Source organism: Bacteroides faecalis (genome assembly GCF_003865075.1).
Taxonomy (GTDB): domain Bacteria; phylum Bacteroidota; class Bacteroidia; order Bacteroidales; family Bacteroidaceae; genus Bacteroides; species Bacteroides faecalis.
The window spans coordinates 213,799-231,117 of sequence record NZ_BHWB01000008.1; the positions used below are offsets into that span (position 1 = coordinate 213,799).

The 17,319-nt window shown below is 38.2% G+C and carries 12 protein-coding genes and 1 pseudogene; 7 read left to right on the top strand and 6 right to left on the bottom strand.

Annotation, left to right across the window (positions count from 1 at the left end; translation table 11 throughout):
* Positions 1-8: 8 nt before the first annotated feature.
* Together EJF25_RS14775 and EJF25_RS14780 are read left to right on the top strand one after the other, a co-directional pair.
* Entirely contained in the window at positions 9-1,877 is a 1,869-nt protein-coding gene (locus EJF25_RS14775) for an ABC-F family ATP-binding cassette domain-containing protein (protein ID WP_125041813.1), read from the top strand.
* 68 nt (positions 1,878-1,945) lie between these two features.
* On the top strand, positions 1,946-2,788 hold the full coding sequence (locus tag EJF25_RS14780) for a histidinol-phosphatase (protein WP_125041814.1): 843 nt from the start codon (positions 1,946-1,948) through the stop codon (positions 2,786-2,788).
* On the opposite strand, the gene EJF25_RS14785 is transcribed toward EJF25_RS14780, so the two are convergent.
* On the bottom strand, positions 2,778-4,625 hold the full coding sequence (locus EJF25_RS14785; protein ID WP_125041815.1) for a M48 family metallopeptidase: 1,848 nt from the start codon (positions 4,623-4,625) through the stop codon (positions 2,778-2,780). The genes EJF25_RS14780 and EJF25_RS14785 overlap by 11 nt on opposite strands.
* A 317-nt stretch (positions 4,626-4,942) precedes the next feature.
* Positions 4,943-6,178: a fucose isomerase gene (locus EJF25_RS14790; RefSeq protein ID WP_125041816.1), complete on the bottom strand. Its 1,236-nt coding sequence runs from the start codon at positions 6,176-6,178 to the stop codon at positions 4,943-4,945.
* 180 nt (positions 6,179-6,358) lie between these two features.
* Here EJF25_RS14790 and EJF25_RS14795 point away from each other — a divergent pair, with 180 nt between their 5' ends.
* Both EJF25_RS14795 and EJF25_RS14800 read left to right on the top strand, forming a co-directional pair.
* A complete protein-coding gene (locus EJF25_RS14795; protein WP_125041817.1) occupies positions 6,359-7,558 on the top strand; it encodes a pyridoxal phosphate-dependent aminotransferase in 1,200 nt (399 codons plus the stop codon).
* Between the two features lie 20 nt (positions 7,559-7,578).
* Positions 7,579-8,823, top strand: a complete 1,245-nt coding sequence (locus EJF25_RS14800) for an ABC transporter permease (protein WP_125041818.1) — start codon at positions 7,579-7,581, stop codon at positions 8,821-8,823.
* 13 nt (positions 8,824-8,836) lie between these two features.
* Here EJF25_RS14800 and EJF25_RS14805 read toward each other — a convergent pair whose 3' ends face one another.
* The 3 genes and pseudogenes from EJF25_RS14805 to EJF25_RS25755 all read right to left on the bottom strand — a co-directional run.
* A complete protein-coding gene (locus EJF25_RS14805; RefSeq protein WP_125041819.1) occupies positions 8,837-10,009 on the bottom strand; it encodes a glycosyltransferase in 1,173 nt (390 codons plus the stop codon).
* Between the two features lie 56 nt (positions 10,010-10,065).
* Complete coding sequence (locus tag EJF25_RS14810) at positions 10,066-11,091, bottom strand: AI-2E family transporter (RefSeq protein ID WP_125041820.1); 1,026 nt, start codon at positions 11,089-11,091, stop codon at positions 10,066-10,068.
* 66 nt (positions 11,092-11,157) lie between these two features.
* Positions 11,158-11,326 (bottom strand): annotated as a pseudogene (locus EJF25_RS25755) (ATP-binding protein); the annotation flags it as partial.
* A gap of 467 nt (positions 11,327-11,793) precedes the next feature.
* Between EJF25_RS25755 and EJF25_RS26180 the strand changes: the two are divergent.
* The 3 genes from EJF25_RS26180 to EJF25_RS14820 are packed head-to-tail and all read left to right on the top strand — an operon-like array spanning position 11,794 to position 15,148.
* Positions 11,794-11,925: a hypothetical protein gene (locus EJF25_RS26180; protein ID WP_262707209.1), complete on the top strand. Its 132-nt coding sequence runs from the start codon at positions 11,794-11,796 to the stop codon at positions 11,923-11,925.
* Positions 11,925-12,956 (top strand): glycoside hydrolase family 130 protein, encoded by a 1,032-nt coding sequence (locus tag EJF25_RS14815; protein WP_125041821.1) that lies wholly within the window; start codon positions 11,925-11,927, stop codon positions 12,954-12,956. Before EJF25_RS26180 ends, EJF25_RS14815 begins: the two co-directional genes overlap by 1 nt.
* Complete coding sequence (locus EJF25_RS14820) at positions 12,953-15,148, top strand: glycosyltransferase (protein WP_125041822.1); 2,196 nt, start codon at positions 12,953-12,955, stop codon at positions 15,146-15,148. Before EJF25_RS14815 ends, EJF25_RS14820 begins: the two co-directional genes overlap by 4 nt.
* A gap of 596 nt (positions 15,149-15,744) precedes the next feature.
* Here EJF25_RS14820 and EJF25_RS14825 read toward each other — a convergent pair.
* Entirely contained in the window at positions 15,745-17,244 is a 1,500-nt protein-coding gene (locus tag EJF25_RS14825) for an L-lactate permease (RefSeq protein ID WP_125041855.1), read from the bottom strand.
* Between the last annotated feature and the right edge of the window lie 75 nt (positions 17,245-17,319).

Sequence of the window (17,319 nt, forward strand, 5' to 3'; positions counted from 1 at the left end):
TAACCTAAGTGGCAGTACCTTATTTACAAGTAGACAATCTGACCAAGTCTTTCGGGGATTTGGTCTTGATGGAAAATATATCTTTTGGCATTGCTGAAGGGCAGCGTGTCGGACTTATCGCCAAGAACGGAAGCGGTAAAACGACTTTATTGAATATTATTGCCGGAAAAGAAGGATACGATAGTGGAAACATTGTATTTCGCCGCGATCTCCGGGTAGATTATCTGGAGCAAGATCCTAAATATCCCGAGGAACTGACTGTACTCGAAGCCTGTTTCCATCATGGAAACAGTACCGTCGAACTCATTAAAGAGTATGAACGTTGTATGGAAACAGCCGGACATCCCGGATTAGAAGACCTGTTAGTACGTATGGATCACGAGAAAGCCTGGGAATATGAACAGAAAGCCAAGCAAATTCTCTCGCAACTGAAAATCCGTAATTTTGACCAACAGGTGAAACAGCTTTCCGGTGGGCAGCTAAAGCGCGTTGCATTAGCTAATGCGTTGATTACTGAACCGGATTTACTGATTCTCGATGAGCCTACCAATCACTTGGATCTTGATATGACGGAATGGCTGGAAGAATATCTTCGTCGTACCAATCTGAGTTTGTTGATGGTGACACATGACCGTTATTTCCTTGATCGTGTATGTTCGGAGATTATAGAAATAGATAACCGGCAAATTTATCAGTATAAAGGAAACTACAGCTATTATCTGGAGAAGCGCGAGGAACGTATTGAAGCCAAAAGCGTGGAAATAGAACGTGCCAACAATCTTTATCGTACAGAACTTGATTGGATGCGTCGTATGCCTCAGGCACGCGGACATAAAGCGCGCTATCGGGAAGATGCTTTTTACGAATTGGAGAAGGTTGCCAAACAACATCTTCGCAATGATAATGTGAAGTTGGAAGTGAAGGCTTCTTATATTGGAAGTAAGATATTCGAAGCTGATCATCTCTCTAAAAGCTTCGGTGACTTGAAGATTCTGGATGATTTTTCTTATATCTTTTCCCGTTACGAAAAGATGGGAATCGTGGGAAACAACGGAACCGGAAAGTCTACCTTTATCAAGATACTGATGGGGCTGGTTCAGCCGGATAGCGGAATATTGGAAATCGGTGAAACGGTTCGCTTCGGTTATTATTCACAGGATGGGCTTCAGTTTGACGAACGGATGAAGGTGATTGATGTGGTACAAGATATTGCTGAAGTGATAGAGCTGGGTAACGGCAAGAAACTGACAGCTTCGCAGTTCTTACAACATTTCCTGTTTACGCCCGAAACTCAGCATAGTTATGTTTATAAGTTGAGTGGGGGAGAACGTCGTAGACTTTACCTCTGTACGGTGCTGATGCGTAATCCGAACTTCCTCGTGTTGGACGAACCTACCAACGATTTGGATATTATCACCTTAAATGTGCTGGAAGAGTATCTTCAAAGTTTCAAAGGTTGTGTGATCGTTGTATCCCATGACCGCTACTTTATGGATAAAGTAGTCGATCACTTGCTGGTGTTCAACGGGCAAGGAGATATTCGTGACTTTCCGGGTAATTATAGTGATTACCGGGATTGGAAAGAAGCGAAAGCACAGAAAGAGAAAGAAGCAGAAAAGCCTCAGGAGGAAAAAACTGTCCGCGTCCGCTTGAACGAAAAACGAAAGATGAGCTTTAAAGAAAAGCGTGAGTTTGAACTTCTGGAAAAGGAAATTGCAGACTTGGAGGCAGAGAAGACTCAGATAGAAGAGTTGCTTTGTAGTGGTACGCTTTCTGTCGATGAACTAACGGAAAAGTCAAAACGTTTGCCCGAAGTAAATGATTTGATTGATGAGAAAACAATGCGTTGGTTGGAGTTAAGCGAGATAGAGGGTTAAGCCTAACAAACTGAATAAATACGAATAAACAAGTAATTGATAATAAATAATTTATAACTTTTCCTGTCATGTCGAACCTGACCAATTATCATAGTCACTGTCTTTATTGTGACGGACGAGCAAATATGGAAGATTTCATTCGCTTTGCCATTAGTGAGGGTTTCTCTTCCTATGGTATTTCTTCTCATGCCCCACTACCATTCTCTACTGCATGGACTATGGAATGGGATCGTATGAATGATTATCTGTGCGAATTTTCCCGTCTGAAGAAAAAATATGCTGATAAGATAGAATTGGCAATCGGGCTTGAAATTGATTATCTAAATGAGGATAGCCATCCGGCTTTGCCCTGTTTCCAGGAATTACCGCTCGATTATCGAATAGGTTCTGTACATATGTTATATTCACCGGAGGGGAAAGTTGTGGATATCGATACTTCTGCCGATACTTACCGTCAGCTGATAGACACGCATTTTTGTGGTGATATAGAACACGTAGTTCGTCTGTATTATAAGAATTTACTTCGGATGGTGGAGTTAGGTGGATTTGACATTGTAGGTCATGCGGATAAAATGCACTATAATGCTTCATGTTATCGTCCCGGTTTGCTGGATGAGGTTTGGTATGACACTCTTGTGCGTGATTATTTTGCAGAGATAGCCCGTCGCGGTTATATTATTGAAATCAATACCAAGTCATATCGTGATTTAGGCACTTTCTATCCCAATGAACGTTATTTTCCTTTCTTAAAAGAATTAGGTGTCCGAGTACAAGTAAATAGTGATGCACATTATCCGGAACGGATTAATAATAGCCGTCACGAAGCGCTTCTAGCCTTGAGAAAAGCGGGATTTGAGACAGTCACAGAATGGCATAAAGGGAAATGGGAAGAAATACCCATTAATCTATAGTAGGTAAGTTCCTTTCAATTTCTTCAATCTTTGCTCCTAATTTGATTTTAGACTTGTGTTCCAGTGTTTTCAGAAGATAGAAATAAATGACCTTGACTTGAATCATGGTGTTAATTTGTTCTGTATCAATCACTGAATTTGTGGATTCGTCAAGAGGACTTTGTACAAAGGTTTGCAGAAGTTCTATCATTTTAGTATTTCCCACTGTTGATAATAAATCCCAGTTGTCGGCACTTACTATCTTCTTGATGTCATTTGTTAAGGAGTTAATCATTTTTTTGAGTTCTATTATTTCTTTGTCAGTTCGATTGACGGGGCGGTTAAGTTCATTAATTAATGCATTGATTCTCATGTCTAACTCTGAGTCATGTTCTTTTATGTTAGTTTGTGCAAAGAATATTGCATCATAAATAGAATTAATTTCGTTAGTTAAAGCATTATTATTCAGCTGACAACAATACATCAGATATTGATAGATATCTTTATCGATTTGTTTTACTTTGACTGATAATGTTTCTACGTACTCCTCGTGTCTTTTGATTGGAAGTGCTTTTATTGAGCACTCTTCGTTGAGATAACGAATACTCTCTACTTCTATTTGTTTGTAATATACATTATATAGTGTATTACAATCATTGAGTGCTACTTCGTATTCTTTAATTACTTCGCAATTGGCAGCAGTAAAGGGTGTATCTATTTTATTAGCAGCCACTTCCGATCTGTCAAATACCAGAATATTCCGATTCAGAAAATATCTGTACTTTTCTATAACGATATTATTGCGGTAATATTCCAGATACCATTGTCTAAACGCTTCATTAGATATTGTTTCCAGAGTTTCTGCTTCGGCTGATGTTTGGAACTCGTTTTCTACAATATCGGCAACTTTCAGTTTGATGTTTTCCGGTAGTAATGTCCATGAAGAGACGAAAGAAGTCACTTTTTTCTTGCTGTTGCGTGATGTCAAATGTGAAACTCTTTTTTCTGTAGAAGGATGTGTATCCCATGTGTTCTCAATCACGATTCTGGAAGGGGGATATAGGGTGGGTATCTCCTGATCTATCAATGATTGATAGGATATTGATAAGTGATTATTTTGAGTGATGATATCTGTTATGATTTGATATGCCTCAAAGAAGTTATTCACTTTTTTCTTTTCTTCGGCCAAATTGGCTAATGCTTCTTTAGTAACATTAAATGAGGAGGCTAAAATCTCAATTTTATATAATGCAGAAGCAAATACATCTTTTCCAATGTAATCGCATGCTATCCTGTCCGCATCATATTCCATCTGGCGTGATAGCTTGAAATAGGAATGATTCACTACTCTATACATATATTGTAATATTCTCTTGACCAGGTTAGTGAATATTCGGGTGAATTTACCAAAAAAAGCAAGAGATTGTATCGGAATTACACACCACTCATCTACCCATTTATCCCATTTATCTTCTTGAAAAGCAAGGTTATAGATAACAGTGTTGGCTATATAAACAGTAGAGCCTACTTTCATACTTTTTTGTGAGAAGTGCCCGAATTCATGTGCTAGTATCCCTTTTAGTTCATCTGTATTGGTAGCATTGAATAGCCCTAAACCGATTTCCAGGTTTTTCTTTACCGGAAAGAATATACTCCAGAAACTAGTATTATAAAAGACGCAGGCATTGACGTCCGGTGATAAATATACTTTTTTAGGCATAGGGCATTGCGTTTCCAAAGCAACTTCGCGGATTGCTTGAAATAACTGTGGACATTCTGTTTCTGTAATTAATCTCCTGCTCTCGTTGTTGTTTATTGTACGGGAAAAGATGAATTTCACGAGATAGATACCAAACATAAGGAGAAACCTATTCCTCCGACCATAAGGGCAAGTAGTAAAAGCATTAGTCTTATCGAATGGAGAGCCGTTAAATGTAGAACTCCCCAAAAACAAAATCGATAAGCCAGCCAAATGAGCAGTACTCCTATAGCGATTAATCCTATATATACAAAAATAAATAGAGAGATTCTGAAGAGAACAATAGAAGAGTGCTGTCGGATAGTGTCGTTGTGTTTCATAGCCTTTATATAGTTATTTCCTATGCAAATATAAGATTAATTTGCATAGGAAATAACTATATAAAAGACTTTTTGATTAGCGGAGCAGGAATAATATTATTCTGTTCTTTTACAGGCATTTGCTTGGAAGAACTCGTTCAACGCATCTTCGTAATTACCTTGTATTAGGATATGATGATTACCAAGTGGATTTTTTAGGAAATATTCGGTAGGAGTATTCATTTTAATACGTACCTGTGTGCGGCACATATTGATATAGTTGGTATTCTCTGTTAATGTTCCGGTAGATAGATAATATTCGTCCAAACACTCTCCACCGCATTTTACAATAGTCACATCTCCAGTAGGAAGTAACCCCTGTATACCTATACTTTTTTCCGATTCAAAATGATTTCGGATGACATATCTTTCCGTTTGTTTGAGTCCTACGGTGCAGTGTGCCAATACCAGTTCGTTCGTACGAGAGGTTATCATAGATGGGTTAGCCATGAATCCACCTTTTCCTGTCAGTGTTTTCACTGCAAGTAGGGTAAAGACAGATTGTAAATCGCCTTCACATCCAGCAATGATTCCTTCGTCATTCAATAAAGACAAAGCCAGACAGCCAGTAGTATCAATCTGTTCCAATATTTTAAAACAACTGATTGTCAATGCATCCAGCTTGTTTTCTTCACAGACTTTTTTTATAGCCCTGTATAGTTTCATTGCATTAATCAAATCTTCGGGATTACCCTCCCGGCAAGCGAGAGCCTGTGAAGCAACAGCAGCACACGAAGCACCTACTTCGTCATCAGCGATATGTTGGAAATGCTTATATACGGCCTCTAGTGGAATATCAATATATTCGATTCCCCAACGTCGTTTTGCTAACAGATAATCAACATTGCTGGCAATTAACCAAGAAGAAGGTGTGCCAATGACACCGATGCGTTTTCCAAACAAGGAACGCTGTGCTCGGAAGTTATTGTATAAGATATGAATTCTCAATATGATAGCAGGTAGTTCTCCATGTAAGATTTCGCTTTTCATACCACGTCCCCGTAGCCAGGAAGAGATTTCCAAAGCTGCTGCAAGAGAATTCTGCATACCGTCAGCCAATAAAATAGCGGGGCGGGGGAGGCGTTCAAAATGCTGGATGACTAGTCTTTCCACTCCTCCGGTAGCGATGAAGATAATTTTGAAATCATCACTACTCAGTTTGTCCATATCTTGGTAATCGACGAATTTAACGGTATAGTATTTCTCGAGCTCACTAAACACAGCTTCATGTGAACTACGTAGTGAAGTCTGTTTGTGAAGAAGCGAAGCGAATGAGATGAGATGTATAGTCATTATGGTATTGTTTTAAGTTTTCCATATGACAAATGTATAGCTTTCTTTCCATATTTCAATAACGATTTTAACCTTGCTAAGGTTTTTAAAGTTTTTATGTCTCTGTATTCAAATTATTGCGTACATTTGCAGCTTCAAGTAGAAAAAGTAAATAGTAATTAGTAATTTGTAATTAAAATTATGCCAACCATCTCCATTCGCGGAAATGAGATGCCTGCATCTCCTATCAGAAAGCTGGCTCCTTTAGCAGATGCTGCCAAACAGCGGGGAGTCCATGTGTTTCACCTGAATATCGGACAGCCTGATCTGCCCACTCCTCAGGCCGCGATTGACGCGATACGCAGTATTGACCGTAAAGTGCTGGAATATAGTCCGAGTGCCGGTTATCGTAGCTATCGCGAAAAATTAGTAGGGTATTATGCTAAATTCAATATCAATCTGACTGCTGATGATATAATTATTACATCAGGTGGGTCGGAAGCAGTACTTTTCTCTTTTCTTTCCTGTTTGAATCCGGGAGACGAAATTATTGTTCCTGAGCCGGCTTATGCTAACTATATGGCTTTTGCAATTTCGGCAGGAGCGAAAATCCGCACAATTGCCACTACCATTGAAGAGGGTTTTTCCCTTCCGAAAGTAGAGAAGTTTGAAGAACTGATAAACGAGCGGACAAAAGCGATATTGATTTGTAATCCAAATAATCCGACCGGTTATCTGTATACTCGTCGTGAGATGAATCAGATTCGTGATCTGGTGAAGAAATATGACTTGTTCCTGTTCTCTGATGAAGTTTATCGTGAGTTTATTTATACCGGATCTCCTTATATCTCTGCCTGTCATTTGGAAGGAATTGAGAATAATGTTGTATTGATTGACTCCGTTTCAAAACGATATTCAGAATGCGGTATTCGTATTGGTGCGTTAATTACCAAGAACAAAGAGATACGTGACGCTGTTATGAAGTTCTGTCAGGCACGTTTAAGTCCGCCATTGATCGGACAGATTGCTGCGGAAGCTTCTTTGGATGCTCCCGAAGAATATTCGCGTGAAACGTACGATGAATACGTGGAACGTCGTAAATGTCTGATTGACGGATTGAATCGCATACCGGGTGTATATTCTCCTATTCCGATGGGAGCTTTCTACACAGTGGCAAAGCTTCCGGTAGATGATTCGGATAAGTTCTGTGCATGGTGTCTTTCTGATTTTGAATACGAAGGGCAAACAGTCTTTATGGCTCCGGCTTCCGGTTTTTATACAACTCCGGGCTCAGGAATCAATGAAGTACGTATTGCTTATGTATTGAAGAAAGAAGATTTGACGCGTGCGCTTTTCGTTTTACAAAAAGCATTGGAAGCGTATCCGGGAAGAACAGAATAAAAGAATTGCGGAACAAATAAATGTCATTTTCACTTTTTATAGCTCGGCGTATTTATCGTGAAAGCGATGGTGGTAAGCAGGTATCTCGTCCTGCTGTCCTCATTGCGATGGCGGGTATTGCTGTCGGGCTAGCTGTAATGATTATTGCTGTTGCAGTAGTCGTTGGCTTTAAGAGTGAGGTGAGGGATAAAGTTGTAGGATTTGGTTCGCATATACAGATCACTAATCTGGATGCAGTTAATTCTTATGAAACACATCCTGTTGTAGTGGGAGATAGCATGATGGTTGCACTTGCCGGTTATCCGGAAGTAAGTCACGTGCAGCGTTATTCTACGAAACCGGGAATGATAAAGACCGATGAGGCTTTTCAAGGAATGGTATTGAAGGGCGTCGGTCCTGAGTTTGATCCGCATTTTATAAAGGAATATTTGTTAGAAGGAGAAGTTCCTGTTTTCAGTGATTCGGTTTCTACTAATAAAGTTCTTATTTCCAAAGATCTGGCTACCAAGTTGAAGTTGAAGCTTGGAGATAAAATCTATACTTATTATATTCAGGATGATATTCGCGCTCGCCGATTAACGATTGCGGGGATTTATCAAACTAATTTTTCTGAATATGATAATCTCTTCCTGCTTACGGATCTTTATACAGTTAATCGTCTAAATGGTTGGCAACCGGAGCAAGTGAGTGGGGTAGAACTAGAAGTTAATGATTATAATCGTTTAGATGATATCACCTACAAAATAGCGGAAGATACAGACAATCAACATGATCTTTTGGGCGGTACTTATTATGTTCGAAATATAGAACAACTGAATCCTCAGATCTTTGAGTGGTTGGGGTTGTTGGATACCAATATCTGGGTAATTCTTGTTCTTATGATGGGTGTTGCCGGTTTCACCATGATTTCTGGTTTGCTGATTATTATCATTGAGCGCACCAACATGATTGGTATCCTAAAAGCTTTGGGAGCTGATAATTTCACCATTCGCAAAACCTTTTTATGGTTCTCTGTTTTTTTGATTGGTAAAGGAATGATTCTGGGAAATATCATAGGACTTGCCTTCTGTTTTCTCCAATCTTATTTTCAGATATTTAAATTAGATCCTACCAACTACTATATGGACTCCGTTCCTGTTTATTTTAATATCTGGTTCTTGTTGTTAATCAATGCGGGGACATTACTTTCGTCTGTACTTATGTTGATAGGTCCTTCTTTCATCATTGCTAAAATTAATCCGGCAAGTTCAATGAGATACGAGTAAGTACTATTAATTTTTATCTTCTCATGAAATCTCCCTTCCCGCGGAAAAAACGACAAGACTTGAATCTTAGTGACTGTATCGGTTGAAGCAGATCAAAAATAGGTAAAGAGAAATAATATTTTCTTCCTCCGCCCATTTCTTTGGCTGTCTGGTTGATTACGATTGCTTGGATGATATAGCGGAGTATCCAGACAAATAAAGCAATTCCTGCGGTCAACCAATGAAAGTTAAGAACACCGAATACGATTCCGGCAATACATACTCCATAAAATAGTAATCTTGAAAAAGTTTCCAAGCCTAGTAGATAACGTTGTATGCCACGATAATAACGTGCGGTCGCCATAAAACTCACCTTTTCTTCTTTCCAATCCTTTATACGTTCTATCGGCTGTATTCGTACTGTTGCATTATAATCAGTTTCGACTCTGGTATTTTCTGCTGTAGCTATCTGGTTAATAAACAAATCATCCTCACCACGTTGTAGATTTAAGTAAGATGAATATCCTTTTTGTTTGAAGAACAATTCTTTTCGATAAGCCAGATTACGTCCGATACCCATATAAGGTTTTCCGGCTAAAGCAAAGCCAAGATAACGCAAAGATTGAAAGAGTGCATCGAATGCCACCCGTTTATGCAACCACCCTTTAGTACGATCGTAACCACTATATCCCAAAACAATCTGTGTTTGCGAAGTAAAGTTACGTGCCATTAGTTTTAGCCATTGATTACTTGCCGGAATACAGTTTGTTTCAGTAAATACCAGCCAATCGTGTTTACTGGCTTTGATACCTAATGTAAGAGCTAGTTTTTTGTGGCTGATATATCGTGCACTTTCCGGAGTGAAACTGTGATAAAGATTAGGGTATTTTTCTTCAAAGATTCCTAATACGTCTGCTGTTTCATCGGTTGAAGCGTCATTGATGACGATTACTTCGAATTGCGGATAATCCTGTTCCAAAATCGTTGGAAGTATCTTGCGCAGATTATCAGCCTCGTTACGGGCACAGATAATAACGGATAGAGGAGGAAATTCCCTTGAAAAATGAACCTCTTCTTTGCGTACAGCTGTATTATGTCTGTGTATCCGGTTATACAAACCGAAATAGTAAATGAGTTGGATAATAAAGAGGATACCTGCAGCCGATAATAAAATCAGTTCGATAGTATTGAATGTAAATGCTTCCATTAATTTATACGTCGTTTTTTATACCTGCAAAAGTACGTATTTTTTCGGTAGCTTTGCTATTCTGCAGGGAGGTTATTTCGTGAATCCAGATATTCTTTCTTGAACATATCCACAAAAAGAAAGAATAATGACAGCAATAAAGGGCCGAATATGACTCCCATAAACCCAAATAATGGTAATCCGACCACTACTCCGAAAATGGTTATTAACGGATGAATATCCGCCATTTTCTTTTGTAGAATAAAACGTATCAGATTGTCGAGTTGGGAAATGATTAATCCGCCATAAGCGAAGAGTCCGATAGCGTTAAACCATTCTCCATTCAATGCAAAATAAGCGGCTACAGGTACCCAGACCAAAGCTGTTCCGACCATGGGAATAACTGTCGCAAAACAAGTCAGGAATCCTAAAAGCCAGATATTGGGAGCACCGAAAATAAGATATCCGATCATGGCCACTCCTCCTTGTATAATAGCCAATAGAGGAATACCGATGGCATTGGACCGTACAATCATATTGATTTCGTGAATTACATCTTTAGTGTTTGTTTCATTGAAAGGAAGGATATCATTGATATACGACTCCATTTTCTGACCGCCGATTAACATGAAATATAGCACAAACATCATTACAAATAAATTGATGGCAAGGCTACTGATTCCACCCATTATAGCCTGTCCTATCCGGGGAAGTAATGATACTATAAACGATAATGTGTCACTTCCTAACACATCATACCCTGTTTTTTCTTTGATCATGACTGCTGTCTGTTGGATGGGAGCAATAAAAGTCTGTGGTGCTAAATTAATATCTTGTAACTTATTAACCAACAGCCAGATAGTCAATACAACAGGGACAAGGAATACAAGAACTGTTTCTAAAGTGATCAGAAAAGCACTGAAACTTCGCTTCATTTTCCTTGTTTCAGTCAAATGAATCATCTGGTTGCGTACCAGAATATAGATAGTGAGTGCACCCAGCAATCCACCCAAAAAAGGAGTGATTTGACGGAAGATAATAACTCCCATCAGTAGTATAATGACAATGAGGGAATATTTCCAGTACTGTTCTTTAATGTTCATATCGTGTAGTCAATTCGTTTATACAATATAACAATAAAAACACCTGAAGCCCCCGAAAGGTTTGTTTTATAATGAAAGATCGATGTGAAAAACAGTTCTATCGGATTGGCTTTCAGAAATAGAGAGGTGTATGATGACAGATTATTTGTCTGCAAAGACTTAGGCCGATACCACTTCCTTCAGATTGGGTGGTAAGGACAGGAATAAATATCTTTTCTTGCAATTCCGGAGGTAGTATACTAACGATTCGTTAATAGTTTGTTTACTACTTATTTTATCGGAAGCTTTTCATTTGAAAGGTTTTTCATCCTAATTATAAGCCCATACTTCTGATATGTTGCTAATATCTACACCTTCTAAGTTGAATTTGATAGCATCTGTCAGGGTATTTTCCTTTGTCTCATCACTGAAAAAGTCTATTATTCGATTTATAATTTTGTCAAAGGTATCAAATCCTCTATCGTAAGTAGTGTATTTATCGAACCAGTAACGGTAATCCTTTTTTTGTGATATTATGTTATCGAACTATTCGTATTTATAATGAAACTTAGTCTCATTCGCTGCTATAATTGTATGATACTGTTATAAAAGAATAATAATCAGATATTTGTCGTATTTCTGGAGATTAATGTTGTAACTTGCAAGAAAGAGAATTCCGTCTATTTTATTCCCGCATATAAACTGTCCTAAAAAAAATGAATTATGAAAGGCAAAGAAAGAAAAAAAGAAATGAAGAAAGAGAAGTCGGACAATAAGACAAAAATATTGACTGAGTATCAGAGAGAAAAGCAAAGTAAGAGTAATAAAGGAATGAGCATAATACCTAAAACATAATGATATATGTAAAAAGAGAAGGTGTTATATTGGAAAGCACTTCGCTTGAGTTTGAAAACGAAGGAGTGATGAATCCAGCTGTGATAGCTGAAGGAAATGTTATCCATATGTTTTATCGTGCAGTAAGAAAAGGAAATTATTCATCTATCGGCTATTGTCGTCTTGAGGGACCTTTGAAAGTTGTATGTAGAGATAACACTCCTTTACTCATTTCTAAGTTTGATTATGAAAGTCAGGGTGTGGAAGATCCGCGTATTGTGAAAATTGAAGGTCTGTATTATCTTACTTATACGGCTTATGATGGATACAGCGCCATGGGAGCTTTGGCTGTATCTTCTGATCTGAGAAATTTTGATAAGAAAGGCATCATTACTTCTAAAATTACTTATCCGCAATTCAAAGAGTTGCTTCGTACGCAGCAGGCTATTATTAGTAAGTATTTTCGTTCAAGTAATAAGCGTGAAGCAACCAATGAAAAAGGGCATCCACTTTATCTGATGGATAAGAATGTGGTTTTTTTCCCTCGTAAGATCAATGGGAAATTTTATTTCATGCACCGCATCCGTCCTGATATACAATACGTAGCAGTAGAACGGCTTGATATGCTGACGAAAGATTTCTGGAAAAGATATTATCAGAATTTTGCAAAACGTATTCTATTGGCTCCTTATCACGACCATGAATCAAGCTATATTGGAGCTGGTTGTCCGCCGATTGAGACTGGAGCCGGTTGGCTCTTGATTTATCACAGCGTGTATGATACTCCTTCCGGTTATGTATATTCCGCTTGCGCGGCTTTGTTAGATATAGATAATCCGGCTATTGAAATAGCCCGTTTGCCTTATCCATTATTCACTCCCGAAGTAGAATACGAACTGTCTGGTGTAGTTAATAGAGTTTGTTTTCCTACAGGTACTGCTTTGTTTGGCGACATTCTTTATATCTACTATGGAGCAGCCGACAAGCGGGTGGCTTGTGTGTCAGTGCTACTGACGGAGTTATTGGATGAATTAATTAAACAAATCAAATGAGAAAAATAATATGTATCACTACTTATCCTCCTCGCGAATGTGGAATAGCCACCTTTGCTCAGGATTTGGTCCAGTCTATTTTATCAAAGTTTGGAACTTCTTACTCCATCAAAGTTTGTGCGGTAGAATCGGATACAGAAAAACATACCTATACTTCAAAGCAGGAAGTTGAATATATACTCAATATTTCAGATGTTTCTGCATTTACAACTCTAACCCAGCAGTTAAACGAAAATCCTGAAGTGGAAATAGTGCTTGTCCAGCATGAATTCGGATTGTATGCAGAACAAGAAGAAGCTTTTTTGCAGATGTTGAAACGGCTTCATAAGCCAGTGATTTTAATCTTTCATACTGTGCTTTCACAGCCTGATCTTGCTATGTATCGAAGTGTATGTAGGATGATAGCTGCTTGTTCTTATCTGGTAGTTATGACACAAAATTCCCGACGCATTCTTTTGCAGGAATATCATGCCGATGAGAATAAAATTATGGTGATTCCTCACGGTACTCATCTGGTATCTTTCAGAGACAAGAACAAATTGAAAGATTTTTATCACCTTTCAGGTAGACGCGTTCTGTCTACTTTCGGTTTACTTAGTCCTGGTAAGAGTATTGAAACGACATTGAATGCTTTGCCGGCTATTATAGAGACAAATCCTTCTGTAATATTTCTTATTCTTGGAAAAACGCATCCGGGAGTGTTGAAAGTAGATGGAGAAAAATATCGTAATTTATTGGTAACTAAAATTAAAGAGTTGCATCTGGAGGAATATGTACTTTTTATCAATCAATATCTTGAGCTTTCTGTCTTATTGGACTATCTGCAGCTGACAGATGTATATCTTTTCACTTCAAGTGACCCGAATCAAGCCGTAAGTGGGACATTTGTATATGCTATCAGTTGTGGATGCCCGATTATAGCTACCCCCATTCCGCACGCATTGGAATTATTGAGTGATGATTCCGGTATTATTTTCGACTTTAAAGATTCGGCTCAATTGGCAGTGGCTGTTCATCATTTGCTTGCTGATGAAGATTTGCGAACTAAGATGAAGCTGATAGGTCTGCAGAAAACGGCAGCTACAGCTTGGGAAAATGTTGCTATTGCTTATACATTGTTATTTCAGAAAACAGGAAAGGTGAAAGAGGAACTGATCTACTCTTTACCTCCCATAGATACTTATCATATCAGGCGCATGAGTCAGCAATGGGGGGTTATTCAGTTTTCAAAAGGTAATCGTCCGGATGCTTCCACAGGATACACGTTGGATGATACATCACGTGCATTAATGGCAATGTCTCAAGTCGTCGCTACCGGACAGGGAAAAGTGAAAGAACGATATATCAGGACTTATCTGAACTTTATCCGTTATTGTCAGCAACAGGATGGTTCTTTTTTGAATTATGTGGATAAGGATGGGATATTTACCTCACAAAATCAGGAAGTGGGATTGGACGATAGTACTGGGAGGGCCATCTGTGCTTTGGGTTATTTTATCTCTTGTGCAGGCTGCTTTCCTGCTCCTTGGAAGGAGGAAGCAGAAGCTGTTTTTAAACGGACATTTCAATTATTCCACCGTATTGAATCACCCCGTAGCATAGCTTTTATGCTCAAAGGATTGTATTATTATAGTCGTGAATATCCTTCGCAACAGACTGATGCATGTATTTGGTTACTAGCCAATAAACTTGCTCAATGTTATCATCGAACGGCAGAAAAAAACTGGCGATGGTTTGAGACATATCTCACTTATGATAATGCTATTTTACCGGAAGCTATGTTGTTAGCTTATTTGGCTATTGGCAAGGAAGAGTATAAAGATATAGCCCATGAATCTTTTGAATTTTTAATAAAGAAGGTGTTTGTGAAAAATCAGATTCAGGTGATTTCTAATCAGGGATGGATGAATAAAGGAAAGAGCCATTCCAGATATGGTGAACAACCTGTAGATGTGGCAGGAATGGTAATTGCTTTGAATACATTTTATCAGTTTTTTAAAGAGGAAAAATATTTTCGTATGCAAACAGATGCTTTTAGTTGGTTTTTGGGGAATAATCATTTGCATCAGATTGTTTATAATCCGACTACCGGAGGTTGTTATGACGGACTGGAGGAGAATAACATTAATCTAAACCAGGGAGCCGAGTCTGCTGTTTGCTATTTAATGGCACGTTTGGTGATGTCCCATTAATCTTATTTTGGGTCTGTAAACTAAGTACATTTGTCTCATTTGGCTATTTTGTCCTACCTATTTTTGTGACAAAATAAAAAACAGAATGAATTATGAAGATGAATAAAACTATGTTGTTGATGGTTACTCTACTATGGGGGAACTGAATCTGGACGGAGGAAAATGGACTATCAGGATTTGAATTTTAAACTGAACTTTCCAATGCAAAAAGCTGGGACATTCAGTCTTCTCTCTATATTATTTAAATTGCTCAATTATCTGTTACCTTGCACTGTTATACTGTTAATCCATTGATTATTAGTCTGTAATATGTGTGCAAGATGTGTGTTGCAGATATGTGTAAGATACTTTATCTTGCACACATCTAATTTATTTAAATAGCACTTTACTTTAAATTAATCACCTTCTCAAAATTAGTTTCAACCGTTTGAACAAAGTGTTCTAAGCCTTTGAACACTTTGTTTCATATACTATAAACACTTTGTTTCAAGCCACTGTACATATTGTTTCAAATAGGGAAACACTCTGTTTCGAGCCTTTGAACACTTTGTTTTGTACGCTGTTACGATCTATTTGTCAGGTGATTACTTTAGAAATCAGCTGAAGACATAAACAATAATCCCCGTAATAATGACATAAGCCAATGCGTATGGAATAGCTGCTTTCAGTATTTCCCCTTCTTTGCCTTGTTGATTTCCGGCAGAGGTGGCAATGGCGATACTTTGCGGGGAAATAATTTTTCCTCCGGTAGCACCTACGGTATTAGCGGCTGATAACCAATCCGGACTGACATGAATCTGTCCGGCAACACTCGCTTGTAGTTTACCAAAGAGAATATTGGAGGATGTATCACTACCTGTGATAAATGTTCCCAAACATCCGATAACAGGGGCAAAGAGTGGATATAAACTTCCGGTGGCTGTTGCTAATGCCGTAGCAATAACTGCAATCATCCCTGATGTATCCATGATAGTTGAAAGTCCGACCAGGCAAATTACCGTAATGAAGGTTTTCTTCAATTGTTTCACTGTATTCCAAAGGACTATAAATAATTCTTTGACTTTTGCTCCCTGTATCAATCCTCCTATAAAAGTTCCAATAAATAGTAATACTCCTGCGTGAGTAAGCCAGGAGATAGTATAATTAACAGTAGAAGCATTGATCGGAAGACTGATTCTGGTAATCCAATTATTTTCTAATGTATGTCTTAATCCAGGGAGGAGGGGACTAGTCAGAATAATAAGGAATAGAATCAGTAAGTAAATACTCCATGCATTAAGAATATCTTTTGTTTTAAGTGTGCTCTTTCGTGCTTTTTCTTCTTTGGAAGCTGTTAGTTTACCGTAGAGAACGATCACGATGATCGATAGTATGCTTCCAATAATGGCCGGAGATTCTGCACCCATATATTTGGCTGCCACATATTGTCCGAGTAAGGAAACACCTCCCACTAATAGAGCTAGAAATATATTCTTTGGTAGTGATTTCACTTTAGGATCAGTAAGGAATAGTAATACTAGAGGGATAAGGAACATTAAGACAGAAAGTTGTAACACAACGTTCGTACTCAGTTGTAATACATCTAAATTCGTTTCTTTCGCCAATACAAGTACAGGCGTTCCAATGGCTCCGAAAGCGGTGGCAACACTGTTGGCAATCAAACTGACAGTAGCAGAGAAAATCGGTTTGAATCCTAAACTGATTAATATAGCTGCCGGAATAGCAACAGCAGTACCAAATCCGGCCATTGCTTCCAATAAACCGCCGAATCCCCAGGTTAATAACAACACCTGAATACTTTTATCCGTAGAAATCGACGAAAATTGTTGTTTGATGATTTCCATCTTCTGTGTTTTCAGCAAAACATTATAGCTGAAAATAGCCATTAAAATAATGATTAAGATAGGCGAAACAGCCTTCAATGCTCCATAGATAAATGAGAACAACAGATTGTCTACAGTGACAGAAAAACCAAAAAGAGCAATAAGGATAGTAACAATTAGAGAGATGATACTACTTTTATCACCAGACATTTTGAAGAATGCCATTAAAACGATCAACAGCAGTACCGGAATCACAGCAAGGATTAGAGTCATAACTATCAGATTTAAAAAAGTGAAACGTCCGTTTGTTAAAGGTATAACAAACGAACGTCTCATTTGGTCTGCTGA

Coding starts and splice junctions, on each gene's coding strand:
- EJF25_RS14800 (WP_125041818.1), top strand. CDS start 7,579: ATGTCATTTTCACTTTTTATAGCTCGGCGTATTTATCGTGAAAGCGAT.
- EJF25_RS14815 (WP_125041821.1), top strand. CDS start 11,925: ATGATATATGTAAAAAGAGAAGGTGTTATATTGGAAAGCACTTCGCTT.
- EJF25_RS14795 (WP_125041817.1), top strand. CDS start 6,359: ATGCCAACCATCTCCATTCGCGGAAATGAGATGCCTGCATCTCCTATC.
- EJF25_RS14805 (WP_125041819.1), bottom strand. CDS start 10,009: ATGGAAGCATTTACATTCAATACTATCGAACTGATTTTATTATCGGCT.
- EJF25_RS14825 (WP_125041855.1), bottom strand. CDS start 17,244: ATGACTCTAATCCTTGCTGTGATTCCGGTACTGCTGTTGATCGTTTTA.
- EJF25_RS14785 (WP_125041815.1), bottom strand. CDS start 4,625: ATGTTTGGTATCTATCTCGTGAAATTCATCTTTTCCCGTACAATAAAC.
- EJF25_RS14790 (WP_125041816.1), bottom strand. CDS start 6,178: ATGACTATACATCTCATCTCATTCGCTTCGCTTCTTCACAAACAGACT.
- EJF25_RS14810 (WP_125041820.1), bottom strand. CDS start 11,091: ATGAACATTAAAGAACAGTACTGGAAATATTCCCTCATTGTCATTATA.
- EJF25_RS14780 (WP_125041814.1), top strand. CDS start 1,946: ATGTCGAACCTGACCAATTATCATAGTCACTGTCTTTATTGTGACGGA.
- EJF25_RS26180 (WP_262707209.1), top strand. CDS start 11,794: ATGAAAGGCAAAGAAAGAAAAAAAGAAATGAAGAAAGAGAAGTCGGAC.
- EJF25_RS14820 (WP_125041822.1), top strand. CDS start 12,953: ATGAGAAAAATAATATGTATCACTACTTATCCTCCTCGCGAATGTGGA.